Source organism: Streptomyces sp. NPDC002671, from assembly GCF_053592475.1.
The window spans coordinates 178623-203125 of sequence record NZ_JBSFVU010000009.1 but is presented as its reverse complement, the minus strand read 5'-3'; the positions used below and the strand labels follow the sequence as shown (position 1 = coordinate 203125).

Annotated in this window: 27 protein-coding genes; 16 read left to right on the top strand and 11 right to left on the bottom strand. The window is 71.5% G+C overall.

Annotation, left to right across the window (positions count from 1 at the left end; translation table 11 throughout):
- Positions 1-36: 36 nt before the first annotated feature.
- Positions 37-1029, bottom strand: a complete 993-nt coding sequence (locus tag ACWD35_RS16455; protein ID WP_451351912.1) for a heavy metal transporter — start codon at positions 1027-1029, stop codon at positions 37-39.
- A 128-nt stretch (positions 1030-1157) separates the two neighbouring features.
- Here ACWD35_RS16455 and dapE point away from each other — a divergent pair, with 128 nt between their 5' ends.
- Both dapE and ACWD35_RS16445 read left to right on the top strand, forming a co-directional pair.
- Positions 1158-2237, top strand: coding sequence for a succinyl-diaminopimelate desuccinylase (gene dapE / locus ACWD35_RS16450; RefSeq protein WP_451351911.1), 1080 nt, complete (start codon positions 1158-1160; stop codon positions 2235-2237).
- Between the two features lie 126 nt (positions 2238-2363).
- Entirely contained in the window at positions 2364-3122 is a 759-nt protein-coding gene (locus ACWD35_RS16445) for an LOG family protein (protein WP_451351910.1), read from the top strand.
- Positions 3123-3170: 48 nt separating this feature from the next.
- Here the strand turns inward: ACWD35_RS16445 and folP are convergent, their stop codons facing one another.
- Positions 3171-4031 (bottom strand): dihydropteroate synthase, encoded by an 861-nt coding sequence (gene folP / locus ACWD35_RS16440; RefSeq protein ID WP_451352008.1) that lies wholly within the window; start codon positions 4029-4031, stop codon positions 3171-3173.
- A gap of 159 nt (positions 4032-4190) precedes the next feature.
- Between folP and ACWD35_RS16435 the strand changes: the two genes are divergently transcribed.
- Positions 4191-4553 carry a DivIVA domain-containing protein gene (locus tag ACWD35_RS16435; protein WP_451351909.1) on the top strand — a complete coding sequence of 121 codons (363 nt, stop codon included), beginning with the start codon at positions 4191-4193 and terminating at the stop codon, positions 4551-4553.
- Positions 4550-5149 (top strand): DNA-3-methyladenine glycosylase I, encoded by a 600-nt coding sequence (locus tag ACWD35_RS16430; protein WP_451351908.1) that lies wholly within the window; start codon positions 4550-4552, stop codon positions 5147-5149. Before ACWD35_RS16435 ends, ACWD35_RS16430 begins: the two co-directional genes overlap by 4 nt.
- 35 nt (positions 5150-5184) lie before the next feature.
- Here ACWD35_RS16430 and chcB read toward each other — a convergent pair whose 3' ends face one another.
- Positions 5185-5988 (bottom strand): 2-cyclohexenylcarbonyl CoA isomerase, encoded by an 804-nt coding sequence (gene chcB, locus ACWD35_RS16425; protein WP_451351907.1) that lies wholly within the window; start codon positions 5986-5988, stop codon positions 5185-5187.
- 375 nt (positions 5989-6363) lie between these two features.
- Between chcB and ACWD35_RS16420 the strand changes: the two genes are divergently transcribed.
- Positions 6364-6531, top strand: coding sequence for a DUF3117 domain-containing protein (locus ACWD35_RS16420; RefSeq protein WP_018544333.1), 168 nt, complete (start codon positions 6364-6366; stop codon positions 6529-6531).
- Positions 6532-6643: 112 nt separating this feature from the next.
- On the opposite strand, the gene ACWD35_RS16415 is transcribed toward ACWD35_RS16420, so the two are convergent.
- Positions 6644-7342 carry an O-methyltransferase gene (locus ACWD35_RS16415; protein WP_451352007.1) on the bottom strand — a complete coding sequence of 233 codons (699 nt, stop codon included), beginning with the start codon at positions 7340-7342 and terminating at the stop codon, positions 6644-6646.
- A gap of 234 nt (positions 7343-7576) precedes the next feature.
- Here ACWD35_RS16415 and sigE point away from each other — a divergent pair, with 234 nt between their 5' ends.
- The 5 genes from sigE (at position 7577) to ACWD35_RS16390 (ending at position 12778) form a co-directional block, all read left to right on the top strand.
- Positions 7577-8287: an RNA polymerase sigma factor SigE gene (gene sigE / locus ACWD35_RS16410; protein WP_451351906.1), complete on the top strand. Its 711-nt coding sequence runs from the start codon at positions 7577-7579 to the stop codon at positions 8285-8287.
- Complete coding sequence (locus ACWD35_RS16405) at positions 8284-9282, top strand: zf-HC2 domain-containing protein (protein WP_451351905.1); 999 nt, start codon at positions 8284-8286, stop codon at positions 9280-9282. Before sigE ends, ACWD35_RS16405 begins: the two co-directional genes overlap by 4 nt.
- A 133-nt stretch (positions 9283-9415) precedes the next feature.
- Positions 9416-11287 (top strand): trypsin-like peptidase domain-containing protein, encoded by a 1872-nt coding sequence (locus ACWD35_RS16400; RefSeq protein ID WP_451351904.1) that lies wholly within the window; start codon positions 9416-9418, stop codon positions 11285-11287.
- Between the two features lie 86 nt (positions 11288-11373).
- Positions 11374-11841: a sec-independent translocase gene (locus ACWD35_RS16395; RefSeq protein ID WP_451351903.1), complete on the top strand. Its 468-nt coding sequence runs from the start codon at positions 11374-11376 to the stop codon at positions 11839-11841.
- Between the two features lie 271 nt (positions 11842-12112).
- A complete protein-coding gene (locus ACWD35_RS16390) occupies positions 12113-12778 on the top strand; it encodes a hypothetical protein (RefSeq protein ID WP_451351902.1) in 666 nt (221 codons plus the stop codon).
- A gap of 99 nt (positions 12779-12877) precedes the next feature.
- Here ACWD35_RS16390 and ACWD35_RS16385 read toward each other — a convergent pair whose 3' ends face one another.
- Genes ACWD35_RS16385 through ACWD35_RS16375 form a run of 3 tightly spaced genes read right to left on the bottom strand, consistent with a single transcriptional unit; the run spans position 12878 to position 15960 of the window.
- A complete protein-coding gene (locus ACWD35_RS16385; RefSeq protein WP_451351901.1) occupies positions 12878-14011 on the bottom strand; it encodes an Mrp/NBP35 family ATP-binding protein in 1134 nt (377 codons plus the stop codon).
- Between the two features lie 43 nt (positions 14012-14054).
- Positions 14055-14666: a DUF1003 domain-containing protein gene (locus tag ACWD35_RS16380; RefSeq protein ID WP_451351900.1), complete on the bottom strand. Its 612-nt coding sequence runs from the start codon at positions 14664-14666 to the stop codon at positions 14055-14057.
- On the bottom strand, positions 14656-15960 hold the full coding sequence (locus ACWD35_RS16375; protein ID WP_451351899.1) for a magnesium transporter MgtE N-terminal domain-containing protein: 1305 nt from the start codon (positions 15958-15960) through the stop codon (positions 14656-14658). The genes ACWD35_RS16380 and ACWD35_RS16375 overlap by 11 nt, the downstream gene beginning before the upstream one ends.
- Positions 15961-16185: 225 nt before the next feature.
- Here ACWD35_RS16375 and ACWD35_RS16370 point away from each other — a divergent pair, with 225 nt between their 5' ends.
- Positions 16186-16935, top strand: coding sequence for a hypothetical protein (locus tag ACWD35_RS16370; RefSeq protein WP_451351898.1), 750 nt, complete (start codon positions 16186-16188; stop codon positions 16933-16935).
- Positions 16936-16967: 32 nt separating this feature from the next.
- On the opposite strand, the gene ACWD35_RS16365 is transcribed toward ACWD35_RS16370, so the two are convergent.
- Positions 16968-17498, bottom strand: a complete 531-nt coding sequence (locus ACWD35_RS16365) for a hypothetical protein (protein WP_451351897.1) — start codon at positions 17496-17498, stop codon at positions 16968-16970.
- A gap of 23 nt (positions 17499-17521) precedes the next feature.
- Positions 17522-18646: a magnesium and cobalt transport protein CorA gene (locus ACWD35_RS16360; RefSeq protein ID WP_451351896.1), complete on the bottom strand. Its 1125-nt coding sequence runs from the start codon at positions 18644-18646 to the stop codon at positions 17522-17524.
- 460 nt (positions 18647-19106) lie between these two features.
- Between ACWD35_RS16360 and ACWD35_RS16355 the strand changes: the two genes are divergently transcribed.
- The 4 genes from ACWD35_RS16355 to ACWD35_RS16340 all read left to right on the top strand — a co-directional run bounded on the left by ACWD35_RS16355 (position 19107) and on the right by ACWD35_RS16340 (position 22200).
- Positions 19107-19691 carry a suppressor of fused domain protein gene (locus tag ACWD35_RS16355; protein ID WP_451351895.1) on the top strand — a complete coding sequence of 195 codons (585 nt, stop codon included), beginning with the start codon at positions 19107-19109 and terminating at the stop codon, positions 19689-19691.
- Positions 19692-19851: 160 nt separating this feature from the next.
- A complete protein-coding gene (locus tag ACWD35_RS16350) occupies positions 19852-20493 on the top strand; it encodes a DUF6758 family protein (protein ID WP_451351894.1) in 642 nt (213 codons plus the stop codon).
- A gap of 117 nt (positions 20494-20610) precedes the next feature.
- A complete protein-coding gene (locus ACWD35_RS16345; protein ID WP_451351893.1) occupies positions 20611-21468 on the top strand; it encodes a PHP domain-containing protein in 858 nt (285 codons plus the stop codon).
- 126 nt (positions 21469-21594) lie between these two features.
- Positions 21595-22200: a MarC family protein gene (locus tag ACWD35_RS16340; protein WP_451351892.1), complete on the top strand. Its 606-nt coding sequence runs from the start codon at positions 21595-21597 to the stop codon at positions 22198-22200.
- 45 nt (positions 22201-22245) lie between these two features.
- On the opposite strand, the gene ACWD35_RS16335 is transcribed toward ACWD35_RS16340, so the two are convergent.
- A complete protein-coding gene (locus ACWD35_RS16335; protein ID WP_451351891.1) occupies positions 22246-22398 on the bottom strand; it encodes a hypothetical protein in 153 nt (50 codons plus the stop codon).
- 212 nt (positions 22399-22610) lie between these two features.
- On the opposite strand from ACWD35_RS16335, the gene ACWD35_RS16330 reads away from it, so the two are divergent.
- The gene (locus tag ACWD35_RS16330) at positions 22611-23504 is read left to right on the top strand and encodes an NYN domain-containing protein (protein WP_451351890.1); all 894 of its coding nucleotides are present in this window, start codon (positions 22611-22613) and stop codon (positions 23502-23504) included.
- Positions 23505-23511: 7 nt separating this feature from the next.
- Here ACWD35_RS16330 and ACWD35_RS16325 read toward each other — a convergent pair whose 3' ends face one another.
- Positions 23512-24438, bottom strand: coding sequence for an alpha/beta fold hydrolase (locus ACWD35_RS16325; protein ID WP_451351889.1), 927 nt, complete (start codon positions 24436-24438; stop codon positions 23512-23514).
- Positions 24439-24503 lie beyond the last annotated feature (65 nt).

Genomic DNA, 24503 nt, shown 5'->3' with positions numbered 1-24503 from the left:
GCCCGGCCGCGCAACCCGGCGGGGGGATCCCCCGCACTACTGTCCGGTCACGATCCGGACCGCCCCCACGGACTGCTCGGCGCCGCCGGCCCCCTGTGACCCGGCCGTCCGCCACGCGTCGCCGCCGTTCCCGGCGTGCCATTCCCGCCCCGCGTACGCCACCCGCTGGATGTGCAGCGCGGAGGAGTTGGCTACCGCCCAGTGCGCCAGCTGCCAGCCCCGCTCCTGCTCGCTCCGCCCGGCCGTGTCCTGCTTCGTGCCCTGCGGCACCGGCACGGTCACCGTCCGGCCGTGCGCGGACGAGGTCACGCTCGGCGACGGCGACGGCGACGGCACGGCCGTACCGCCCACCGTGGCCCCCGTCTCTTGCAGCGCGTCCCGCCCGAAGTCCCGTACCAGCGCGGCCCGCACCGCGTCCGGACCCGTCCCCGTGGCCGTGCGCGCCGGCCGCCCGTCGCAGGTCAGCGTGGCCGCGGCCTGCCCGGTCAGCGCGGCGGAGAGCAGTGCGGCGTCCGGCTCGTGCTTGGCGTACGCCTCCGGATAGCCGCTGCGCTGCACCTCCTGGGCCGCCTCGGTCAGCGGCAGGTCGGTGTAGTTGTGCACCCGCGCCAGGTGGGCGTAGAAGATGCCCGCCGCGTACGCCGGGTCCATGATCTGCTGCTCGGTGCCCCAGCCCTGCGAGGGCCGCTGCTGGAACAGGCCCAGCGAATCCCGGTCGCCGTGCTGGATGTTGCGCAGCCCCGACTCCTGGAGCGCGGTTGCGATCGCGATCGTCACGGCCCGCTCCGGCATCCCGCGCCCGGTGCCGACGGCGGCGATCGTCGCCGCGTTCACCGCCTGCTCCGGCGTGAACTCGTACGAGGTCCCGTCGCCCGAGCGCGAGACCACTTTGCAGCCGCGCGCACCCGCGCCCCCAGTCACGTACTGGATCACGAGGTAACCGGCGACGCCGGACAGGACCAACAGGGCCGCACCGATACGGAAGAAACGGCCGCGACGCTTGGGACGGGTGGGGGACGGCTCTGGCACGCGTACAAGGTACTGGAGCCCTTTGACGCCCTCACCAGGGGTGGGCATGTACACGCACTGCCTCCACAATCCGCCCCGCCGAGCGGCACGCTGGCAGGATCCGGAGGGCACCGCCTAGGGTCGGGAACATGGCCGACACCTCGCTTGACCTCACGCTGGACGCCGCCGCGCTCACCGCGCAGCTCGTCGACTTCCCCTCCGAGAGCGGCACCGAGAAGCCCCTCGCCGACGCGATCGAGACCGTGCTGCGCGCCCTGCCGCACCTCACCGTCGACCGGTACGGCAACAACGTGGTCGCCCGCACGAACCTGGGCCGCGCGGAGCGGGTCATCCTGGCCGGCCACATCGACACCGTGCCGATCGCCGGCAACGTGCCCTCGCGTCTGGACGAGGACGGCGTGCTGTGGGGCTGCGGCACCTGCGACATGAAGTCCGGCGTGGCGGTGCAACTGCGCATCGCGGCGACGGTCCCCGCCCCCAACCGCGACCTGACCTTCGTCTTCTACGACAACGAGGAGGTCGCCGCCGACCTCAACGGCCTCAAGCACGTCGCCGAGGCCCACCCCGAGTGGCTGACGGGCGACTTCGCGGTCCTGCTGGAGCCCTCCGACGGCCAGGTCGAGGGCGGCTGCCAGGGCACCCTGCGCGTGCTGCTGAAGACCAGCGGCGAGCGGGCCCACTCCGCGCGCGGCTGGATGGGCTCCAACGCCATCCACGCGGCGGCCCCCATCCTGGCCCGGCTGGCCTCCTACGAGCCCCGCTGGCCGGTGATCGACGGCCTGGAGTACCGCGAGGGCCTGAACGCGGTGGGCATCAGCGGGGGAGTGGCGGGCAATGTCATCCCCGACGAGGCCGTGGTCACGGTCAACTTCCGCTACGCCCCCGACCGCACCGAAGAGGAGGCGATCGCGCACGTCCGCGAGGTGTTCACGGACTGCGGCGTGACGGAGTTCGTGGTCGACGACCACAGCCCCGGCGCGCTGCCCGGCCTCTCCCACCCGGCCGCCGCGGCCTTCATCGAGGCGGTGGGCGGCACCCCGCAGCCCAAGTACGGCTGGACCGACGTCTCCCGCTTCTCCGCGCTCGGCGTTCCGGCGGTCAACTACGGCCCCGGCAACCCGCACTTGGCGCACAAGCGGGACGAACGGGTCGAGGTGGCGAAGATCCTGGCGGCCGAGGAGCGCCTGCGGGACTGGCTCACCGCGTAAGGACTGAGTAAGAACGTTGCGCGGGCCGCATACGGCGCACGCATGCCGGACATACATATGTCCCCCCTCCGTAACCTGCATGGATCTACGCTGAGGTCGAAATACCCGCAAGCGGAGGGAGCGCACATGCCTACCGGCAACCCCGAGGGGAAGAAGGTGCCGCCGGACGAGCAGCGGCTCGGACCGGTCCTCCGACGGCGGGCACAGGTGACGGCCAGCACGACCGACCAGCGGCTGCTGGACGAGCGGGCCCCCACGGACTGGGTCCACACCGACCCGTGGCGGGTCCTGCGCATCCAGTCGGAGTTCATCGAGGGCTTCGGCACGCTGGCCGAACTCCCGCCCGCGATCAGCGTGTTCGGCTCGGCGCGTACGCCGGTGGACTCGTCGGAGTACGACGCCGGGGTGCGGCTCGGGCGCGGGCTGGTGGAGGCCGGCTGGGCGGTGATCACGGGCGGTGGCCCGGGCGCGATGGAGGCGGCGAACAAGGGCGCGTGCGAGGCGGGCGGCATCTCGGTGGGCCTGGGCATCGAGCTGCCCTTCGAGCAGGGTCTGAACCCCTACGTCGACATCGGCCTCAACTTCCGCTACTTCTTCGTACGGAAGATGATGTTCGTGAAGTACGCGCAGGGCTTCGTCGTCCTGCCCGGCGGCCTCGGCACCCTCGACGAACTCTTCGAGGCCCTCACCCTCGTCCAGACCCAGAAGGTCACCCGCTTCCCGATCGTCCTCTTCGGCAGCGAGTACTGGGGCGGCCTGGTGACCTGGCTGCAGAACACCCTGGTGGCCCAGGGCAAGGCCTCGGAGAAGGACCTCCTCCTCTTCCACGTGACGGACGACGTGGAAGAAGCGGTCGCCCTGGTCTCGAAGGAAGCGGCCCGCTAGCGCGGCGCTCAGGCACCCCACCCCAGGGGGCGAAGCCCGCTGGGGTGGTCAGGCCAGGCCCCGGCGCGCCACGGCAGGAGGGCGGTGGCCGGCGATCGAGGCCACCATGTCCAGGATCTGCCGGGTCTCGGCCACCTCGTGAACCCGGTACACCTGCGCCCCCAGCCACATGGACACCGCCGTCGTGGCCAACGTACCGAGCAGCCGCTCCTTCACCGGCCGGTCCAACGTCTCGCCCACGAAGTCCTTGTTGGACAGCGACACCAGCACAGGCCACCCCGTGGCGACCATCTCGTCCAGCCGCCGCGTCGCCTCCAGACTGTGCCGCGTGTTCTTCCCGAAGTCGTGACCGGGGTCGATCAGCACCGACTCCCGCGGCACCCCCAGCGACACCGCCCGCTCCGCCAGCCCCACGGTCACCTTCAGGATGTCGGCCATGACGTCGTCGTACGCCACCCGATGCGGCCGCGTACGGGGCTCCACACCGCCCGCATGCGTGCAGACCAGCCCCACGCCGTACCGCGCCGCGACCTCCGCCAGCCCGGGATCGACACCACCCCACGCGTCGTTCAGCAGATCCGCACCCGCCTCGCACACCGCCTCGCCGACCTCGGCCCGCCAGGTGTCCACGCTGATGATCACGTCCGGGAACCGCCGCCGTACCTCCGCGACGAAGCCGACGGTCCGCCGCGCCTCCTCCTCGGCCGTGACCTCCTCGCCCGGTCCGGCCTTCACCCCGCCGATGTCGATGATCGCGGCGCCCTCGGCCACCGCCTGCTCCACGCGGGCCAGCGCCGGCTCGTCGGTGAACGTGGCCCCCTGGTCGTAGAAGGAGTCCGGGGTCCGGTTGACGATCGCCATGATCACCGGTTCGTGCGGCCCGAATTCCCGCTTGCCCAGCCTGAGCATCCGCTGTGACCTCTTCTCGTACATCCCGCGTGCGTCCCGCGGTACGGCCGCCTGGGCCGCCTGTGACCCTAACTGTCAGACTCGCATGGCACGATCGGAGCCAGACACATTTGGCGCCCGGCACAGCGTCCGGGACATCGAGCGTGGGGACTTCTGGCGATGGTGATGTTCTTGTTCCTGGTCGTCGCGCTGGCCGTCGTGGTCGCCGCGGTGACCCTCGCCGTGATCGGCGGTGGGGAGAGCACCCCGCTGCCCGAGGCGGCACCGGAGCGGCTCCAGGACCCGCTGCCCCCGGACCGCCCGGTCGACAGGGCGGACGTGGAGAGCCTCCGCTTCCCGCTCGCCCCGCGCGGCTACCGCATGGCCGACGTGGACGACGCCCTCGGCCGCATCGCCGCCGAACTCGCCGAGCGGGACGCGCGGATCGCCGACCTGGAGTCCGCGCTGGCCGGCGCCAGAGCCGCCGCCGCGCACGTCCGCATGGACAAGGGTGAGGGCGACCGTCCGGAGGAAGTGCGATGAGCGACGGAACCGCCCTCGCGGGCCCCGACGGCGCCCTGCGCTGCCCCTGGGCCCTGTCCACCGAGGACTACGTGACGTACCACGACGAGGAGTGGGGCCGCCCGGTCCACGGCGACGACGCCCTCTTCGAGCGGATCAGCCTGGAGGCCTTCCAGTCGGGCCTGTCCTGGATCACCATCCTGCGCCGCCGCCCCGGTTTCCGCGCGGCCTTCGCCGGTTTCCGGATCGAGAAGGTCGCCGCCTTCACCGACGAGGACCGCGACCGGCTGCTGGCCGACCCGGGCATCATCCGCAACCGCGCCAAGATCGACGCGACCCTCGCCAACGCGCGCGTGCTCGCCGACTGGGCCGAGGGCGAGCTGGACGAGCTGATCTGGTCCCACGCCCCCGACCCCGCCGGCCGCCCGGCCCCGAAGACCCTCTCCGACGTCCCCGCCGTCACCACGGAGTCCACGGCCCTGTCGAAGACCCTGAAGAAGCGGGGCCTGAGATTCATCGGCCCGACGACGGCGTACGCCCTGATGCAGGCGTGCGGGCTGGTGAACGACCACCTGGCAAGGTGCGCCATGCGTGCTTCCGGCGCACCTGCCCGCTAGCCGCCCACCTGCCCGCCGGCCGCTCAGCTGCCTGCTCAGCGGCCCAGGTACTTCGGCTTCTCCTTGTTCACGAACGCCTGCACCGCGATCGCGTGGTCCTCGGACCGTCCCGCGCGGGTCTGGAGTTCGTCCTCCTTCTCCAGGGTCTCGGCGAGGGAGTGCGTGAGGCCGTAGGCCACCGCCTCCTTGAGCGCCGCGTACGCCACCGTCGGCCCCTCGGCCAGCGCCCGCGCCACCTTCTCGGCCTCGGCGCGCAGCTCCGCCGCGGGCACCAGCCGGTTGGCGATGCCCAGCTCCAGGGCGTCCTGGGCGCTGATGCTGCGCGGGAAGAGCAGCAGGTCGGCGGCGCGGCCGGGCCCGACCACGCGCGGCAGCGTCCAGGAGACGCCGGAGTCGGCGGTGAGCGCGACGCCCGCGAAGGACGTGTTGAAGGAGGCCGTCTCGGCCACGATCCGGTAGTCGGCGGTGAGCGCGAAGCCGAAGCCCGCCCCGGCCGCGACGCCGTTCACCGCCGCGACCACCGGCTTGGGCGCCCCGGCCAGCGCCCTCACGATCGGGTTGTAGTGCTCCTTGACCGTGCTCATCGTCTGCCCGGCCCCGGTCTCCCGGTCGGCGGCGAGCAGCCCGATGTGCTCCTTGAGGTCCTGGCCCACGCAGAACGCCCGGTCCCCGGCGGCGGTCAGCAGGATCGCCCGTACGGCGGTGTCGCCGGCCGCGGATTCCGCAGCCTCCCGGAGAGCGACCTTGGTCTCGATGTTCAGCGCGTTCATCGCCTCGGGGCGGTTCAGCGTGATCGTCGCGAGTCCGTCGCTCACCTCGTAGAGCACGGTGTCGGCCATGGGGTATCCCCTCCGGTGTCGCCGCTGGTGACGTACCGGGCGGTACGTCCCTGTCTGAAGGACAGCATGGCGGAGATCACCGTCCAGGGAACGAACCGGACGTGTGACCTGCGTCAAAGAAAACCGGAGCGGATGCGGGGGAGCCGCTTCCGTGCGGCGGCGCAGTATCGCAGTCACATCCCCGAATTGGGTGGTTTTGCTCGCGCGCGTTGCCCAAGCGATGCCTACCGATGTTGGTCATCGGGTCCTGAGATGCGGGATAATGGCTTGGAAGCAATGTGTTCGATGCCGGTGTCGCGTGTCCGAGTCGGATCGCGGCTGCCCTCCCGGGGGCCGTCGGCAGACGATGAGCTGGTTTCAGGAAGGGGAACGAGCATGGCGGCCATGAAGCCGCGGACGGGCGACGGCCCGCTCGAGGTGACCAAGGAGGGGCGGGGCATCGTCATGCGCGTTCCGCTCGAAGGCGGCGGTCGACTCGTTGTCGAGCTGACCCCTGACGAGGCCGAGGCGCTCGGCGACGCCCTGAAGAAGGTCGTCGTCTGACGCGCCAGCGACCCCAACCTTCCGGCTGCCCCGGCATCGCATGCGGTGCCGGGGCAGCCGTTTTCCCAGGCTCCGCCGACCCCGGACCCCCGGGGTCACCCCTTGGCGGGGCTCACCGCTTGACGGCGCACAGCAGCCCGTCGCCCACGGGTATCAGCGACGTCACCAGCTCCTGGCTCTCGCGCACCGTGCGCAGCAGCTCCCGCAGCTTCAGCACCTCGGTGGGCTGCGGACCGGAGTCGACGGTACGGCCGCCCGCGAAGACGCCCTCGAAGACCACCAGGCCGCCCGGACGCAGCAGACGCAACGATTCAGCGAGGTAATCCGGGTACTCCTGCCGGTCGCCGTTGCAGAAGACCAGGTCGTATCCGGCGTCCGCGAGCCGCGGCAGCACGTCCAGGGCCCGGCCCGGGATGAACCGGGCCCGGTTGCTGGCGAAGCCGCAGGCACGGAAGGCCTGGCGGGCGAACTGCTGGTGCTCGGGCTCCGGGTCGACGGTGGTGAGGACCCCGTCCGGGCGCATTCCGTGCAGCAGGTGGATTCCGGAGACCCCGCAGCCGGTCCCGATCTCCGCGACCGCCTTCGCGTCCACGGAGGCGGCGAGCACCCGCAGCGCGGAGCCCGTGCCGGGCGCCACCGAGCGCAGCCCTGCCTCGCGGGCCCGGTCGCGGGCCCAGCGCAGCGCTTCGTCCTCGGCGACAAAGGCGTCGGCGAACGCCCAGCTCGTCTGCCGGTTGCCGGTAATGACCCTCTCCCGTCCCCATGATTGCCTCGGCGTGACTGTATCCGTTGGCGCCGGGAACCCGCAGATGGGACCGGGCGTTTATAGGGATGAGACGGTGGCCGGGGACGCGACGGGGGGTAAGAGGTGGAACAGGACGCCGAGCAAGTGCTGACGCAGCCGCATGAGCTGTATCAGCACGTATCAAATTCTCGTAAAACCGCTTATCCAGAGCTAACGGGCGAGGTGGCTATGGTAGGGGCTCCACTGGACACCACCAGAGCCGACAGGGGAGGTGCGGCTGCGCCCGAAGACCGGGGAGGAGTGCTGCGGCGCTTCCTCGGGTCGGTGGGCAGGCCGAAATCCGTGACCGACACCGTTGCTGACCACCACGCCGGAGTCGCCGCAGGCGACGCCCAGACCGCGACCTTCTCCACCGACGCGGACGGGCAGGCATGGACTCCGCCCACCTGGGAGGAGATCGTCAGCACGCACAGCGGCCGGGTCTACCGGCTCGCCTACCGCCTCACGGGCAACCAGCACGACGCCGAGGACCTCACCCAGGAGGTCTTCGTCCGCGTCTTCCGCTCCCTGTCCACGTACTCGCCGGGCACCTTCGAGGGCTGGCTGCACCGCATCACCACGAACCTCTTCCTGGACATGGTCCGTCGCAAGCAGCGCATCCGCTTCGACGCCCTCGGCGAGGACGCGGCCGAGCGGCTGGCCAGCAAGGAACCCAACCCGCAGCAGCTCTTCAACGACGCCCACTTCGACGCCGACGTCCAGCAGGCCCTGGACACCCTCGCGCCCGAGTTCCGCGCCGCCGTCGTCCTGTGCGACATCGAGGGACTGTCGTACGAGGAGATCGCCGCGACCCTCGGCGTCAAGCTCGGCACGGTCCGCTCCCGTATCCACCGTGGCCGCTCCCAGCTCCGCAAGGCCCTGGCGCACCGCTCCCCGGAGGCCCGTGCGGCCGAGCGGCGCTCGTTCATGGCCCGTGTCCCCGCTCTGGGGGGAGGGGGCGCGACGGCGTGAGCGACACACGGCCAAAACCTGCCGAGGCACATCTCGCAGAGCAGCATCTGGGAGACCGGCTCTCCGCCCTGGTGGACGGGGAGCTGAGTCATGACTCGCGCGAGCGCGTCCTCGCCCACCTGGCCACCTGCGCCCGGTGCAAGGCGGAGGCGGACGCCCAGCGCCGGCTGAAGAACGTGTTCGCGGAGGCGGCCCCGCCGCCGCCTTCCGAGAGCTTCCTGGCCCGCCTCCAGGGGCTGCCCGGCGGAGGCGACCTGGACGGCGGCGGTACGCCCACGTCCGGGGGCGGCCTCTTCGGACGGGGCCCCGACGCCGGGGTCTTCGGCGTGCGGCGCGAAGAGCGCTTCGAGTTCGGTTACGTGCCCGTCGGCTCGCACTCCGTCGCAGCCGCCCCCGCGTCCGCCGAGCGCGGCTTCCGCATACACCCCGTCGGCCGCCCGGACACCGACCGCCCCGCCTCGCGCGGGCTGCGGTTCGCGTTCGTCGCCGCAGGCGCGGTGTCGCTGGCCGCCGTCGCCCTCGGCGGCGTGACCACCGGCATCCCCAGCGACACAACCGCGGACGCCCGCAGCGCCTCCGAGAACGGCAGCAATGCCGTCCCGGCGCGGTCCGCGGGCACCGGCAGCGGCGCGGCCACGCCCGACACCCAGCGCCGCCGGCCCGTGGGACCGCAGCTCGCCCAGGGCAGCTCCCTACTCGGCCAGACGCCGATGCCGCCGACCACGATGTCCGCGCCGCTGGTCCCCGGCGTGCCGGCCCCCGGGCAGGCGCCCGGCGTCGTACACGACCTCACCGCGCCGGTGCTGGCCGGTGCGGCGGCGGTGTCCCCGCTGATACGCCCGCTGACCGAGAACGCGCCGTTCCCGCCGGCCTCGTGGGCCAAGTCCCACGGGCTGATCGGCCTCGGCCTGCCGTCCGCCCCCGTCCCCGAACAGGCCTCCGCTCCCACCGCCTCCCCGTCCCTGCCGCCCGCCACCTCCCACCCGGCTCCCTGACCGGCCTCTGCGCCCCGGCCGGCGAACCTGGTTGAATCCTGTGAACGCCGTGCCCGTGGTGACGACCCGGGCGCGCAGTCACGTTCCGCGGCCACCGCCCCAGCGGGGGGCCGTGGCCAGCCGTGGGGAGAGCATGAACGAGGGCAACCCGTCGGAAGAGGCGCCGGCGCGGGTGACGTCGGAGGGCACCGTGGGGGCTGCGGCCCCGGGCGCAGGCCATGAGGAGCCGGGCGACTTCGAGTTGGCACGTCCGGAAACCGCTCCGGAAACCGCTCCGCAGCCCGCGACAGGGCCCGCGACGGGGGCCGAGGGCCCCGACGGCGACTTCGAGCTGCCGAGGCCCGTGTCGGCCGGTTCGAGCGGCGCGGAGGCGCTTCGCGCGCAGACGGCCGGGGCCGGGGTGGAGTCCGGTGCCGCCGCATCCGTGTCCACGGAGGCGGCAGAGGCCGCCGGGGCTGTCGCCGAGGGGGCCGTCGTTTCGACGCCCGCCGGTGCGGAGGCCGCCGTGGAGGACGCCAACCCCGCCGCGCCTGCCGGGCGCCCCAAGCCCTTGCACGACCCCGACCCCTACGGAACCCCGCCGTACGGTGAGCCGGGCCCCTGGGCCCCCGCGCCGCCCGTCCAGCACCCCGGGGCGACTCCGGCCCAGGGCACGCCCCTCCCGCCGCAGGCGATGGCACCCGTGGCTCCCGCCGCGCCCGTGCCGGCTGCGGCACCGGCACCGGTACCCGCCCCCGCCCCCGTCGCCCTGCCCGCACCCGCGCAGGGTGCCCCAGGCGACCCCTGGCAGCGTTACGACCCCTGGGCCGTACCGCCCGGCGCCGGGCAGGCGCCCCTCGGTCCCGCCGCGCCCCTCCAGCAGACCGGGGCCCGGGTGCTCACGGACGCGGAGCGCAAGCGCCGCACGACGCGGTTCCTGCTCGGCTGGGCCCTGGTCATCGCCCTCGTGTCCGGCGGCCTCGGCGGGCTGCTGGGCGCCTACGCCGAGCACGAGGGCCTGGGCGACGTACACCTGCCGCAGGCCGGGAAGGTGCCCGCCGGCCGGGCGCCCGACAGCGTGGCCGGGATAGCCGCCCGGGCGCTGCCCAGCGTCGTCACGCTGCACGTCAAGGGCAGCGACGAGGAGGGCACCGGCACCGGCTTCGTCCTCGACACGCGCGGGCACATCCTCACCAACAACCACGTCGTCCAGCCCGCCGGGTCAGGCGGCGAGATATCGGTGACGTTCAGCAGCGGCGACACCGCCAAGGCGAAGGTCGTCGGCCGGGACAGCGGCTACGACCTCGCCGTCGTCCAGGTCAGCGGTGTCCGGGGGCTCACCCCCATACCGCTCGGCAACTCCGACGGCGTCCAGGTCGGCGACCCCGTCGTCGCCATCGGCGCCCCCTTCGACCTGGCCAACACGGTCACCTCCGGCATCATCAGCGCCAAGGAGCGCCCCATCACGGCCGGCGGGGAGAAGGGCGACGGGAGCGATGTGTCGTACGTCGACGCGCTGCAGACCGACGCCCCCATCAACCCCGGCAACTCGGGCGGCCCGCTGCTCGACGCCCGGGCCCAGGTCATCGGCATCAACTCGGCCATCCGCTCCGCCGACAGCGGCTCCGACTCCGAGACCGGCCAGGCCGGTTCCATCGGCCTCGGCTTCGCCATACCGATCAACCAGGCCAAGCGCGTCGCCGAGGAACTGATCAACAAGGGCCACGCCACCCACCCCGTGATAGGCGTCACACTCGACATGGGCTACACCGGCGACGGCGCCCGTATCGACACCAAGAGCGCCAACGGCGGCCCCGCGGTGATCACCGGCGGCCCCGGCGAACGGGCCGGTCTCAAGGCCGGTGACGTCATCACGGAGGTCGACGGGCAGCGCGTCCACACCGGCGAGGAGCTGATCGTCAAGATCCGTGCCCACCGGCCCGGCGACCGGCTGCGGCTGACCGTCGAACGCGATGGCGCAGAACGGACAGTCTCCCTCGCGCTGGGTGCGTCGGAGCAGAACTGACAGAAGTCTCACCTCGGGACGCTACCGGTCGGACAGGAACGCCGGGTACCGTTGAGCGACCGTGGAGATCACACTGGGAGCGTCAGGTGTTCAATGACATAGGGCCACTCGAGCTGGTCACCATCATTGTGCTCGCTGTGCTCGTCTTCGGTCCGGACAAGCTCCCGAAGATGATCCAGGACGTCACGCGTACGATCCGCAAGATCCGCGAGTTCTCGGAGAGCGCCAAGAACGACATCCGCAGCGAACTGGGTCCCGAGTTCAAGGACTTCGAGTTCGAGGACCTCAACCCCAAGACGTTCATCCGCAAGCAGCTGGACAACGACGAGCTGGGGTTGAAGGAGATCCGCAACGGCTTCGACCTGAAGAAGGAGATGGCCGAGGTCACCGACGCCGTCAACGGCCGGGACAGTGACTCGTCGTCCGCTTCTTCGCCCGCGTCGTCTTCTCCGTCTGTGTCGTCTTCGTCGTCCGGCGGGCGCCTCGACATGACCAAGAAGCCCGAAGAGCCCGCCAAGGACGACCGCCCGTCCTTCGACGCGGACGCGACCTGATCCGCCGTACAGGTCCCAGCCGCACCCACTGACGACCAGCGCACGCCCCCCGGCCCCGACACGCGGGCCGGGGGGCGTGCGTGACGCGTTTCATAGCGTGCGCCCGCCGCACCCGGCCTGAACAAGCCGTCCGTGCGACCATGCGCCCGGCGGTTTCCCTGCTGCTCTCAGCAGTGTGGATATGCTGCCGAGTTGTTGTGCGGACCGGACGAGTACGCCCGAAGGGGGGCGGGCACCCCGGTCCGACGAGAGCGAGGAGGCGTCCGGGCAGATGGAGACGACAAGTCGGGTGGGTGCGCAGGCGCCGGCCGCGGAGGGCGGACAACAGCTCCCCTCCGCCTGGCGCACGGTCGACGGCTATCTGCAGGCGCCCTTTTCCTGGTACGGCCTCGACGAGGCCTTCACGGGGCCGCGTTGGCTGATGCAGGTCGGCACGGCGGCCGACGGCGCGGTGGAGCACGGGTCGATCGGGCACGGTGACGAGCCGACCGTGCGCAACGAGTCCGCGTCCGCGGAGGAGCCGCGGGAGAAGTTCGCCGTCGTGGTGACCGTGCCGGCGAACCCGTCCCGGCGCAGCGCCGACGGTACGGGGCTGCTGGAGGCGACGTCGGTGTCCTCGGCGGCGTGGCTGGCCGGCGTGGGGCTGCTGTCGTTCACCTGGCCCGGCCAGATGGACCACAGCCTGCGCGACGACTGGCTGGACCAGCAGACGGAGACGGCGTGGGCTCTGGCCGACGACCTCGAGGGGCCGGAGTGGTCCAGGCTCTCGCTGCCGGTGGACGGGGTGGCGACCTCGTTCCACTACCGGGAGTGGGAGTTCGGCTGGGTGCTCGCCGGTACCACCGGGGCGGGCGTGCACCTGGGGGCGTACGGGCGGGGGATGAGCGCCTACGGGGTCGGGTTCGCCGTGGTGAAGGACATCGCCTCGTACGCATGAGTGCCCGCGCATGAGAAAAGGGGCGCCGTGATGCCGGCGCCCCTCCGCTGTGTGCGGGCTCAGAACCTGTTCTGCGGGCTCAGAACCTGTTCTGCGGGCTCAGAACTTGTTCTTCGGCGTGATCCCCAGCGACAGGCCCGACAGGCCGCGCTGGCGACCGCCCAGCTTGCCCGCGATCGCGCGCAGCGCCGAACCCGCCGGGGACTCCGGGTCGGTCAGGACGACCGGCTTGCCCTCGTCGCCGCCCTCGCGCAGGCGGACGTCGATCGGGATGGAGCCGAGGACGGGGACGGACGTGCCCGTCGTACGGGTCAGGCCGTCCGCCACCAGCTGGCCGCCGCCCGTACCGAAGACGTCGACCATCTCGCCGCAGTGCGGGCAGGGCAGGCCGGACATGTTCTCGACCACGCCGACGATCTTCTGGTGGGTCTGCACGGCGATGGCGCCGGCGCGCTCGGCGACCTCGGCCGCGGCCTGCTGCGGGGTCGTCACGACCAGGATCTCGGCGTTCGGGACCAGCTGGGCGACGGAGATCGCGATGTCACCGGTGCCGGGCGGCAGGTCCAGCAGCAGGACGTCCAGGTCGCCCCAGTACACGTCCGCCAGGAACTGCTGCAGCGCGCGGTGCAGCATCGGGCCGCGCCAGACGACCGGCGCGTTGCCCGGGGTGAACATGCCGATCGAGATGACCTTCACGCCGTACGCCGACGGCGGCATGATCATGTTCTCGACCTGGGTGGGACGGCCGTCCGCGCCCAGCATCCGCGGCACGCTGTGGCCGTAGATGTCGGCGTCCACGACACCGACCTTCAGGCCGTCCGCGGCCATCGCCGCGGCGAGGTTCACGGTCACCGAGGACTTGCCGACGCCGCCCTTGCCGGACGCGACCGCATACACCCGGGTGAGGCTGCCCGGCTTGGCGAAGGGGACCTCGCGTTCGGCCTGGCCGCCACGCAGCGCCGTCGCCAGCTCCTTGCGCTGCTCGTCGCTCATCACGTCCAGCGTGACGTCGACGCGGGTGACGCCCTCGACCCGGGAGACCGCGTCGGTGACACGCTGGGTGATCGTGTCACGCATCGGGCAGCCGGAGACCGTGAGGTACACGGTGACCGCGACCGCTCCGTCCACGCCGATCTCCACCGATTTGACCATCCCCAGTTCGGTGATGGGTCGGTTGATCTCGGGGTCGTTCACCGTCGCCAGCGCCTCGCGCACCGCGTCTTCCGTAACCATAAAGACGATGGTACGGCGCTGTACTGGGCCTGTGGGTAGCCCCTCAGCGGTCGTCTGCGTCACGTCCCTGAGTCCGTTCCGCCCGCTCTGCCGGGAATACGACGTGGCCGGGATGCCCGTCGCCGCGCCTCCGTTCCTCCAGTTCCTTGAGCACGTCCTGGAGTTCCGAGCGGATCCAGTCGCGGGTGGCCACCTCGCCGAGGCCCGTGCGCAGCGTGGCGATCTCCCGGGTCAGGTACTCGGTGTCGGCGATGGACCGCTCGTTCTGCTTGCGGTCCTGTTCGAGGTTGACCCGGTCCCGGTCGTCCTGCCGGTTCTGCGCGAGCAGGATCAGCGGGGCCGCGTACGAGGCCTGGAGGGACAGCATCAGCGTCAGGAAGATGAACGGGTAGTTGTCGAAGCGCAGGGCGGCCGGCGCGAAGATGTTCCAGACCACCCACAGGATGATGACGACCGTCATCCAGACGATGAAGCGGCCCGTGCCCAGGAAGCGGGCGATCCGCTCCGACAGCCGCCCGAAGGCCTCCGGGTCCCACTCGGGCAGGAGCCGGCGCCGGGGCGGGCGCGGCTGGTCCAGGCGGGGCGTGCGCGGCCGGGTGGCCGCCGTGGCGCCCACCGGGGTGCGCTCGCGGGTGCTCTCGCGCTCAGGAGCCATGGGTGCTCGCCCCCTCGTCGGCCGCCCCGGCCTCCTCGTTCAGGTGGAACTCCGTCTCCCGCCAGTCCTCGGGCAGCATGTGGTCGAGGACGTCGTCCACGGTCACCGCGCCGAGCAGCGACCCGGACTCGTCCACCACGGGCGCGGCGACCATGTCGTACGTGGCGAAGAACCCGGCGATCACGGGCAGGGTGGCGTCGGGGGCCAGGGTCTGCAGATCGTCGTCGACGAGCCCGCTGACCAGGCTGTACGGCGGGTCGCGCAGCAGCCGCTGGAAGTGGACGGTGCCCAGGTACTTGCCGGTCGGGGTCTCGTCGGGCGGGCGGCAGACGTAGACCTGGGCGGCGAGCGCGGGGGACAGGTCGGGGTTGCGGACCCGGGCGAGCGCGTCGGCGACGGTGGCGTCCGGGCGCAGCACGATCGGCTCGGTGGTCATCAGACCGCCCGCGGTGTGCTCCTCGTACGACATCAGGCGCCGCATGTCGGCCGCGTCGTCGGGCTGCATCAGGCTCAGCAGCCGCTCCTTGTCGTCCTCCGGCAGCTCGGAGAGCAGGTCGGCGGCGTCGTCCGGGTCCATGGCCTCCAGGACGTCCGCCGCGCGCTCCTCCTTCAGCTTGCCGAGGATCTCGATCTGGTCGTCCTCGGGCAGCTCCTCCAGTACGTCGGCCAGGCGGTCGTCGTCCAGGGCGGCGGCGACCTCGGCGCGCCGCTTGGGGGAGAGGTGGTGCAGGACGTTGGCCAGGTCGGCGGGGCGCAGCTGCTCGAAGGTGGCGAGCAGGCTCTCGGCGCCCTGTCCGTGCTCCTCCAGCGAGAACCCGGTGACGGCGGACCACTCGGCGGTCAGCGTCTCGCCCTTGGCACGCCGGAACGCGCCGGCCTTCTTGCCCTTGCGGACGAAGACCCGGTCGACCTCCCAGTCCCGGCGGGCGGGCAGCTGCTGCACGGACACGTCGAGGACGGTGACCTCCTCGCCGGTCTCCACCAGCTTCACGCGCCGGTCCAGCAGCTCGCCGAAGACCAGCCGCTCGGTGGGCCGCTGCTCGAAGCGGCGCACGTTCATGACGCCGGTGGTGATGACCTGGCCGGACTCGATGCCGGTCACCCGGGTCATCGGCAGGAAGATACGGCGCCGGGTGGACAGCTCGACGACCAGCCCGAGCACGCGCGGGGGCCGCCGGCCGACCCGCAGCATGACGACCACATCGCGCACGCGGCCCACCTGGTCGCCGTTCGGATCGAAGACGGGGACCCCGGCGAGGTGCGAGACGAAGATCCGGGGGGCGCCGGCTGCCATGACTGTGCCTTCTTTGCATGGAGTTCGTGTGGATTGCTCAGATGTGACCGCTCGGGTGCGCTTCAGGCTAGCCCGTCCTGATCGGATACGCCCTGGTGAGCGGTCCGGACGGACTGGCTCCGCCGGGCGGACCGGGCCCCGGTACGCTGCCGTACGCCATTCGGGAAACCCCCTCGGGCACCCCTCAGGAAACCTCAGGTAACCCCTCAGAAAGGTCAGCCGCCTGTGACCTCGATTCCGCAGGGCCGTAACCGCCGGACCGCACTGGTGACCGCCGTGTGCGCGCTCGCCGTGACGGGAACGGCCGTGCTGACGGGGTGCGGCGGCAGCGACGATCCCGACGCGGGCACCAACGGGGTGGGCAAGCTCCCCGCGGACCGGATCCAGGCCAGGACGCGGTCCGCGGCGGTCGGGGCGCCCACGGTGCACCTGTCCGGGACCGTGGTGACCAGCGGTCGTACCTACACCCTCGACATGCGCCTTAAAAGCGACGGCGGGACCGGCTCGGTGACCTCGCAGGGCGGCACGTTCAAGCTGCTGCGGGTGGGCAGGCAGCTGTATGTGAAGGCCGACGCGGCCTTCTGGAACCACGCCGACGGCAAGGGCGACGCCGCGGCGGCGAGCAAGCTCGGCGGCAAGTACGTGAAGGTGCCGCAGGGGGACCCGGCGTACAAGAAGTTCAGCGGCTTCACGGACAAGACCGTCCTCCTCGAAGGTCTGCTGACGCTGCACGGCAAGCTGGCGACGGACGGCCACCACGAGCAGTCCGGGACCCCCACGATCCGCGTCACCGGTGACAAGGGCTCCGGCGGCATCCTCGACGTCTCCCTCCAGGGCACGCCGTATCCGCTCCGCCTGGTGCGGGCCGGAGGCGCGGGGACGCTCAGCTTCTCGGACTGGGGTAAGGACTTCGCCGTCACCGAGCCCGCGACGGGCGAGACGGTGGACTACGGCGAGCAGCTGCCGACGTCCTAGCCGTTCGCTGCTTCGCCCGTCCTGGCTCTTCGCTATTTCGCCTTCCGTCGCTTCGCCAGCAGCTTCGGCAGGCCCGCCGGGATCGGCTGACGCGTGGTCGCCGGGGACGGCAGCGGGCGTTCGGCCAGGCTGTCGTCGGGCAGCGGGGCCGGCGCCCCCGCCGGCACCAGGCGCAGCACCCGGCACTCGCGGGCCCAGCGGGCCGGCATCTCCTCGCCGTCGTGGGCGTTGAGGCGCTTCCCCTTCAGCTCGGTCACCGCCGCCTCCCACTCCGGCGAGCCGGAGCGCAGCTCGGTCACGGTCGCCGGCCAGGTCACCAGCCGGCCGCCCTTGTCCTTGCTGCGCACGGTCACCTCGGCCGGGCCGCCGTCGGTCAGCTCGGGCAGCGGCTGCTCGCCGGGCCCGTCGCCGACCAGGCACACCGCACCCTCGACCCACGCGTGCCACAGCGCACGCGCCGCGGGGGCCCCGGCGCCCCTGACCCAGATGAGGCCGGACTTCTTGGTGGCCTCCTCGATGAGGGCCTGGTCGAGAAGGGCCTGGTCGGGCAGCTCGGTTGTCATGGGTTCAGCCTATCCAGGCCCGCTCACAGCCAGCCGTTGCGCTTCAGCGTGCGGTGGATGCCCAGACACAGGGCCACCGTGATGCCCATGATCACCGGGTAGCCGTACTTCCAGTGCAGCTCGGGCATGTACTTGAAGTTCATGCCGTACACACCGCACACCATCGTCGGTACGGCGATGATCGCTGCCCAGGCGGTGATCTTGCGCATGTCCTCGTTCTGCGCGACGGACGCCTGCGCCAGGTTGGCCTGGAGGATGGAGTTCAGGAGTTCGTCGAAGCCGAGCACCTGCTCCTGCACCCGGGCGAGGTGGTCGGCGACGTCCCGGAAGTACTTCTGGATGTCCGGGTCGATCAGCCGCATCGGCCGCTCACTGAGCAGCTGCATCGGCCGCAGCAGCGGAGCCACCGCCCGCTTGAACTCCAGCACCTCACGCTTGAGCTGGTAGATCCGCGCCGAGTCCACACCACGCGAGACCCCGCCCTTGCGGCCCGGCGAGAAGACCTCGGTCTCCACGTCGTCGATGTCGTCCTGCACCGCGTCCGCGACCGCGATGTACCCGTCCACGACGTGGTCGGCGATCGCGTGCAGCACCGCCGAGGGGCCCTTGGCGAGCAGCTCCGGGTCGTCCTGGAGGCGGTGCCGCAGCGCCCGCAGGGAGCCCTGGCCGCCGTGCCGGACGGTGATGAAGAAGTCCCGCCCGGTGAAGCACATGACCTCGCCGGTCTCGACGACCTCGCTGTTGGCGGTGAGCCGGTCGTGCTCGACGTAGTGGATGGTCTTGAAGACGGTGAAGAGCGAGTCGTCGTACCGCTCCAGCTTCGGCCGCTGGTGCGCCTGCACGGCGTCCTCGACGGCGAGCGGGTGCAGCCCGAACTCGCTGGCGATACCGGCGAATTCGGCCTCGGTCGGCTCGTGCAGACCGATCCACACGAAGCCGCCGTCGCGCCGCACCTGCCGCATGGCCTCCTGCGGGGTCAGCGGCTTGGCGCTCGCCACACGGGCGCCGTCGCGGTAGACGGCACAGTCGACCACGGCCGAGGGCGTGGCGGGGTCGCGCGTGGTGTCGTACGACGCGCTCGTCTCCTTGCGCAGCGACGGGCGGGACGACGGGCGGACGGCGGCGCGCAGGTCACGGATCATCGACATGGGCAGGCTCCTTCGCGGGCGGGCAACGAAAGTGCGCCTGCGACGGGTGGAACTACCCGGAATGAGGACGTCCTGACTGCGGAGGTTTGGCACGTCCACAAAGCGGGGAGCACCGCAACGTCGCGGTGGCGACTTCGCTACTGATGCAGAACTGACGCAGATCAGACAGATCAGGTGAAGCGAAACGAAGTGCTCTTCCGAACGACGATGCGAACGGGGAAAGGTGGCAGCCAGCCGGGAACTACATCAACAGCCGGAAGAGCGAGTGGTACTACCAGGTCGACTTCGATCCATGACAGCCCCACCTCCTCCGGCCGGTCCCTCGTAAGGGAGTCTCATCGGCGTCGGGACTTGACGGCGACGCTTGGCGTGCTGTCCCGAACCACCGGCTCAGCGTAGCAGCAGCCCGAAGTGTCAAGGCGCTGCTTTGCCCGGTACTGACGAGTTCTATGCTCACCGCATGGTTGATGTTCTTCCTCTTGTAGAGGCCCGGTTGAGCACCGCTCTGGGAGAACCGGACGCGCGCGCCGCGGTCACCTTCCTGGGCACGGACCGCATCGAGGTGCTCCGTTTCCAGGAGGGAGACGTCGTCCGCTACGCCACGCTCGGCATGTCCGCGCACCCCATGACGGACCCCACGGCGATGGTGGCCGACCCCGTCAAGGGCCCCCGAGTCGAACTGGTGTTGTCCGTCCGCGCGGGCGTCGCCGACACCGACAAGGTGCTCCGCCCGCTCGCGGTGCTCGCCGCGACGCCGCAGGTGGAGGGCGTCGTGGTGGCCCCGGGCGCGTCCCTGGACGTGGGCGAGCCGCTGTGGCCCGGCGCCCCCTTCACCTCCGTTCTGGTGGCCGAGCCGGGCGGGCTCGTCGAGGATCTGGAACTGGACGACCCGATGGACCCCGTGCAGTTCCTGCCGCTGCTGCCGATGACCCCGAACGAGGCCGCCTGGAAGCGGGTGCACGGCGCCCAGGCCCTCCAGGAGCGCTGGCTGACGAACGGGACGGACCTGAGGGACCCCGCCCGCAAGTCCGTCCCGCTGGACTGATCCGGGATTGCCCCGAGTGAGCAAGCTCACCAACCGTGGCCTGAGCCGGGTCAGTTGACGAAGACCGCGCCGCACCCCGCCCGCCCCTCCGCGCAGTGGTCTGCGCCGGTCGGGTGATCGTCCTTGACGTAACGGTGCAGGGGTAGGACCGTGGAGCCCTATGAGGGGCGAACCCAGTTGCCCGAAGTGTGGTGGCCGGGTCAGGGCTCCCGGACTCTTCGCCGATTCCTGGCAGTGTGGTGTGCACGGGACGGTGTATCCGCTGCAGCCCGTGATCCCGCCCAGCGTCGAGGCGCTCACCGTCGTCGTGCATCACACGCAGGTCCCGGTGTGGATGCCGTGGCCGCTGCCGGTCGGGTGGCTGTTCACGGGGGTGGTCTACGCGGGTGACGACCGCACCGGCGGCCGTGCGTCCGCCGTGGCCTGCTCGGGACCCGGCCCGCTCGGCGGTGTGGCCGAGCTGATCCTGGTCGCCGAGGAGCTCGGCGTCGGCCTCGGCGCGCGGTATGCCGGCATCGACGGCCCGGACCCGGGGCCGTACCTGAACGTGGAGAAGCCGCCCCAGGCCAAGGTGCTGGCCGTCGGCCGTCCCACCCCGCTCTGGCATCTCGCCGGCACTCCCGACGACCGCGCCGTCTTCGCCGGCGAGGCCCTCGGCATGTGGCTGTGGGCGGTGATGTGGCCGGAGCAGTCCGGTCTGCTCATGTACGACGAACTGGTCCTCACGGATCTGCGGGACGCGGGGGCGGAGCTGGACCTGGTGCCGTGCGGGGCGCTGTCGCCGCGTTTGCTCAAGCCGTAGCGCCCGCTGGGGTGGGGGTGCTCGTAGGGGGCGCTTCCGGGTTGCGGGTGTGACGGACACTCTTTCGCTGCCGTTATGCTGGAGCGTCCCCTTCCGTCCGTCATGCCTGGAGTCACCGTGCGCATCGATCTGCACTGTCACTCCACGGCCTCCGACGGTACGGACACCCCGGCCGAGCTGGTGCGCAATGCCGCCGAGGCCGGACTGGACGTCGTCGCGCTGACCGACCACGACACCACTCGCGGGTACGCCGAGGCGATCGGCGCGCTGCCCGAGGGGCTGACCCTGGTCACCGGCGCCGAGCTGTCCTGCCGTGTCGACGGCATCTCCATGCACATGCTGGCCTACCTCTTCGACCCCGAGGAGCCCGCCCTGCTCGCCGAGCGCGAACTGGTCCGGGACGACCGGGTGCCGCGGGCCCAGGGCATGGTCGCCAAGCTGAACGCGCTGGGCGTGCCGGTCACCTGGGAGCAGGTCGAGCGGATCGCCGCCGGTGGTTCGGTCGGGCGTCCGCACGTGGCCACCGCGCTCGTCGAGCTGGGCGTCGTTCCGACGGTGAGCGACGCGTTCACCGAGGAGTGGCTGGCCGACGGCGGGCGGGCCTTCGTGGAGAAGCACGAGACCGACCCGTTCGAGGCCCTGAGGCTGATCAAGGGCGCGGGCGGCGTGGCCGTCTTCGCGCACCCGGCCGCCGTCAAGCGCGGTCGCACGGTGCCGGAGTCCCGCATCGCCGAGCTGGCCGAGGCCGGCCTGGACGGCATCGAGGTCGATCACATGGACCACGACGCCGACGACCGGACCCGTCTGCGCGGCCTGGCGAAGGAGCTGGGGCTGCTGGTCACGGGCTCCTCGGACTACCACGGCAGCCGCAAGGCCGTGGCGCTCGGCGAGTACACGACGGACCCCGAGGTGTACGGGGAGATCATCCGCCGTGCGACCGGCGCGTTTCCCGTCCCGGGTACGGGCGGGATCTGACCCTCAGGTCACCGGCTCACCCGTTCGCCGCTCACCCGGCACCGTCCGCCGTGCCCGCCGTCCTGCCCTGCGGGACGACTGCTCACGGCGGTGGCCCCATCCTGGCTCCATCCTGCAAGGCTCTCTATGTTCGACTTCGCCGTCTTCGGCTCTCTGTTCCTGACCCTTTTCGTCATCATGGATCCCCCCGGGATCACCCCGATCTTCCTCGCCCTGACCGCCGGCCGTCCGGCCAAGGTGCAGAAGCGGATGGCCTTCCAGGCCGTCTGTGTGGCGGGCGGGGTGATCGCCACCTTCGGCGTCCTCGGCCACCAGATCCTCGACTACCTGCATGTCTCCGTCCCCGCGCTGATGATCGCGGGCGGACTGCTGCTTCTGCTGATCGCGCTCGACCTGCTCACCGGCAAGACCGACGAGCCGAAGCAGACCAAGGACGTGAACGTCGCCCTCGTACCGCTGGGCATGCCGCTGCTGGCCGGGCCCGGTGCCATCGTGTCCGTGATCCTGGCCGTGCAGAAGGCCGGCAGTGTGGCCACGCAGGTCTCGGTGTGGTCCGCGATCCTCGCGATCCACGTCGTGCTGTGGCTGGTGATGCGTTACTCGCTGCTGATCATCCGGGTCATCAAGGACGGCGGCGTGGTCCTGGTGACGCGGCTCGCGGGCATGATGCTCTCCGCGATCGCGGTGCAGCAGATCATCAACGGTGTCACTCAAGTGATCCGGGGGAGCTGAGCGCAGCGGCTCGGCTCCCCCGGAAAGCCTGAGTGGCGATCCGCGTTACGAGGCCGGGGTGTCGGCCGGCCGGATCCACAGGCGCTGCCCGATCGCGGCGGCCTGCTGAACGATCCGGTTGACGGAGGCGGCGTCCACGACGGTGGTGTCCACGGTGGTGCCGTCGACCTCGTCGAGTCGCAGGATTTCGAAGCGCACAGGCTTCTCCCTTCGTCTGGTCATCCTCCTGAGGAGAACTACTGGTGTGCATGGTGACGTGCTGTCGTACAGAGTCAACACGTCGCATGTTACAAACATTCCCTACGCTAAAGAAATTTTTCGAACGACTAATTACCGACCGGTAAGAGGTGTTGGTGGAACCGACCGGGACCGGTTGTGTTCGCAGCGTGACCGCCGGGACAATGGAAGCGATGAACGACGACCTGGCGGCCCTCGCCGCCCGCATCGACCGCACGAACGAGCTGCTCCAGCGCATGCTCGCCGAAGTGGCGAAGACACCCTCGACCCACGCGATCTTCGTCGACGCGGGATACCTGTATGCGGCTGCTGGCCGGCTGATCGCCGGGACGGAGGACCGCCGGGCCTTCGACCTCGACGCCGAGGGCCTGATCGAGGCGCTCATCGACCGGGCCCGCTCGGTCTTCGCCGACAGCCGCCTGCTGCGCGTCTACTGGTACGACGGCGCCCGCCGCCGCATCCACACCGCCGAGCAGCAGTCCATCGCCGAACTGCCCGACGTCAAGGTCCGCCTCGGCAACCTCAACGCCAACAACCAGCAGAAGGGCGTCGACTCCCTGATCCGCAGCGATCTGGAGTCCCTGGCCCGCCACCGCGCCATCAGCGACGCGGCCCTGCTCGGCGGCGACGAGGACCTGGTCTCTGCGGTCGAGGCCGCCCAGGGCTACGGCGCCCGCGTCCACCTGTGGGGCATCGAGGCCCCCGAGGGCCGCAACCAGGCCGAACCGCTGCTCTGGGAGGTCGACAGCCAGCGCACCCTCGACCTGGAGTTCTTCAAGCCGTACGTCACCCGGCGCACGGCCGCCGCCTACGAGGCCGACGGCACCCGTCCCACCCGCGAGGACGTCCGCTTCGTCGGCGCCCAGATCGCGGCGAAGTGGCTGGCCGCCCGGGGCCGCGAGGCGCTGGTCGAACTCCTGCCCGGCCACCCCTACCTGCCCGGTTCCGTCGACCAGGACCTGCTGGTCGAGGCCGAGGGTCTGCTCCAGTACTCCCTGCGCGGCCAGGCGGACCTGCGCCGCGCCCTACGGGACGGGTTCTGGGGGCACCTGCAGACGCTGTACTAGGTCCTGACTAGGTCCTGCCGGCAGCGGCGGCCGGGTTGTGGCCGTTGCCGTCCCAGAAGTCGGCGATCGCGTGGGCCGTGGCGAGCGGGCGGTCGGTGTTGGGGGAGTGCTCGGCGCCCTCGATGACCGTCCGCCGCGCCGTCAGCCGTGCCGCCATCTCGTCGAGCAGCGCGAGCGGCCAGGTGTCGTCCAGTGCGCCGGACAGCACGTGGAACGGCAGCGGGAGGGCGGCCAGTTCGGTGACGCGGTCCGGCTCGGCGCACAACTGGCGCCCGGTGGCTACGAGTTGGGCGGGCTTGGTGCCCAGCCAGCGGCGCCGCAGATCGTCCCGGTCGTCCAGCCCGCCGTCGAGTGAGCCGTCGGGCCTGCCGTCACGCCTGCCCGGCTCGGTCTCCTCGGCCGCCTCCATCGCCTGGATCGCGTCCCACACCTCCGCCATCGACATCACGGCGAGCGCCTCCCGCAGCAGCTGCACGCGCTGCTGCTGCGGCTCCGAGATGTGGGCCGGTCCCGAGGACATCAGGGTGAGCGACAGGAAGGGTGTGTGGTCGGCCAGCACGGCCGCGCGCGAGATCTGCCCGCCCAGCGAGTGCCCCAGCAGATGCACGGGCTGCCCGACGGCCTCCGCCTGCGCGAGCACGTCCCGCGCCAACTCCCGCTGCGCGTAGGCGGATTCGTCGGTCTCGGGCCCGTCCGTCTCGTACTGCCCGCGCCCGTCGATCGCCAGGGTCCGGTACCCGCGCTCCGCGAGCGGCAGATGCAGCGGGTTGAAGTCCTCCTTGCTCCCGGTGAACCCCGGCAGCAGCAGCGCGACGCCCCTCGGCTCGACCCCGGCGGCCACGGGAGCGTCGACGACGGCGAACTCACCGCGCGCCGTGCGCAGGGAGTACGCACGGGCGCCGGGGGGTGGGACGAAGGTGGCAGGCCTGCTCATGGGGAGAGGTTATCGGGCGCCCCGAGGAGGAGCTATTGGGCGCCGGGAACGCCGATGGCCCGGCC

Bases quoted from the DNA above. Each gene is read 5' to 3' on its own strand.
- ACWD35_RS16400 (WP_451351904.1), top strand. From the start codon at position 9,416: ATGAACGAGGGCAACCCGTCGGAAGAGGCGCCGGCGCGGGTGACGTCG.
- ACWD35_RS16430 (WP_451351908.1), top strand. From the start codon at position 4,550: ATGAGCGACGGAACCGCCCTCGCGGGCCCCGACGGCGCCCTGCGCTGC.
- ACWD35_RS16390 (WP_451351902.1), top strand. From the start codon at position 12,113: ATGGAGACGACAAGTCGGGTGGGTGCGCAGGCGCCGGCCGCGGAGGGC.
- ACWD35_RS16325 (WP_451351889.1), bottom strand. From the start codon at position 24,438: ATGAGCAGGCCTGCCACCTTCGTCCCACCCCCCGGCGCCCGTGCGTAC.
- ACWD35_RS16355 (WP_451351895.1), top strand. From the start codon at position 19,107: ATGGTTGATGTTCTTCCTCTTGTAGAGGCCCGGTTGAGCACCGCTCTG.
- ACWD35_RS16435 (WP_451351909.1), top strand. From the start codon at position 4,191: ATGGTGATGTTCTTGTTCCTGGTCGTCGCGCTGGCCGTCGTGGTCGCC.
- ACWD35_RS16350 (WP_451351894.1), top strand. From the start codon at position 19,852: ATGAGGGGCGAACCCAGTTGCCCGAAGTGTGGTGGCCGGGTCAGGGCT.
- ACWD35_RS16445 (WP_451351910.1), top strand. From the start codon at position 2,364: ATGCCTACCGGCAACCCCGAGGGGAAGAAGGTGCCGCCGGACGAGCAG.
- ACWD35_RS16340 (WP_451351892.1), top strand. From the start codon at position 21,595: ATGTTCGACTTCGCCGTCTTCGGCTCTCTGTTCCTGACCCTTTTCGTC.
- chcB (WP_451351907.1), bottom strand. From the start codon at position 5,988: ATGGCCGACACCGTGCTCTACGAGGTGAGCGACGGACTCGCGACGATC.
- ACWD35_RS16380 (WP_451351900.1), bottom strand. From the start codon at position 14,666: ATGGCTCCTGAGCGCGAGAGCACCCGCGAGCGCACCCCGGTGGGCGCC.
- ACWD35_RS16420 (WP_018544333.1), top strand. From the start codon at position 6,364: ATGGCGGCCATGAAGCCGCGGACGGGCGACGGCCCGCTCGAGGTGACC.
- ACWD35_RS16385 (WP_451351901.1), bottom strand. From the start codon at position 14,011: ATGGTTACGGAAGACGCGGTGCGCGAGGCGCTGGCGACGGTGAACGAC.
- ACWD35_RS16365 (WP_451351897.1), bottom strand. From the start codon at position 17,498: ATGACAACCGAGCTGCCCGACCAGGCCCTTCTCGACCAGGCCCTCATC.
- dapE (WP_451351911.1), top strand. From the start codon at position 1,158: ATGGCCGACACCTCGCTTGACCTCACGCTGGACGCCGCCGCGCTCACC.
- ACWD35_RS16375 (WP_451351899.1), bottom strand. From the start codon at position 15,960: ATGGCAGCCGGCGCCCCCCGGATCTTCGTCTCGCACCTCGCCGGGGTC.
- ACWD35_RS16360 (WP_451351896.1), bottom strand. From the start codon at position 18,646: ATGTCGATGATCCGTGACCTGCGCGCCGCCGTCCGCCCGTCGTCCCGC.
- ACWD35_RS16330 (WP_451351890.1), top strand. From the start codon at position 22,611: ATGAACGACGACCTGGCGGCCCTCGCCGCCCGCATCGACCGCACGAAC.
- folP (WP_451352008.1), bottom strand. From the start codon at position 4,031: ATGCTCAGGCTGGGCAAGCGGGAATTCGGGCCGCACGAACCGGTGATC.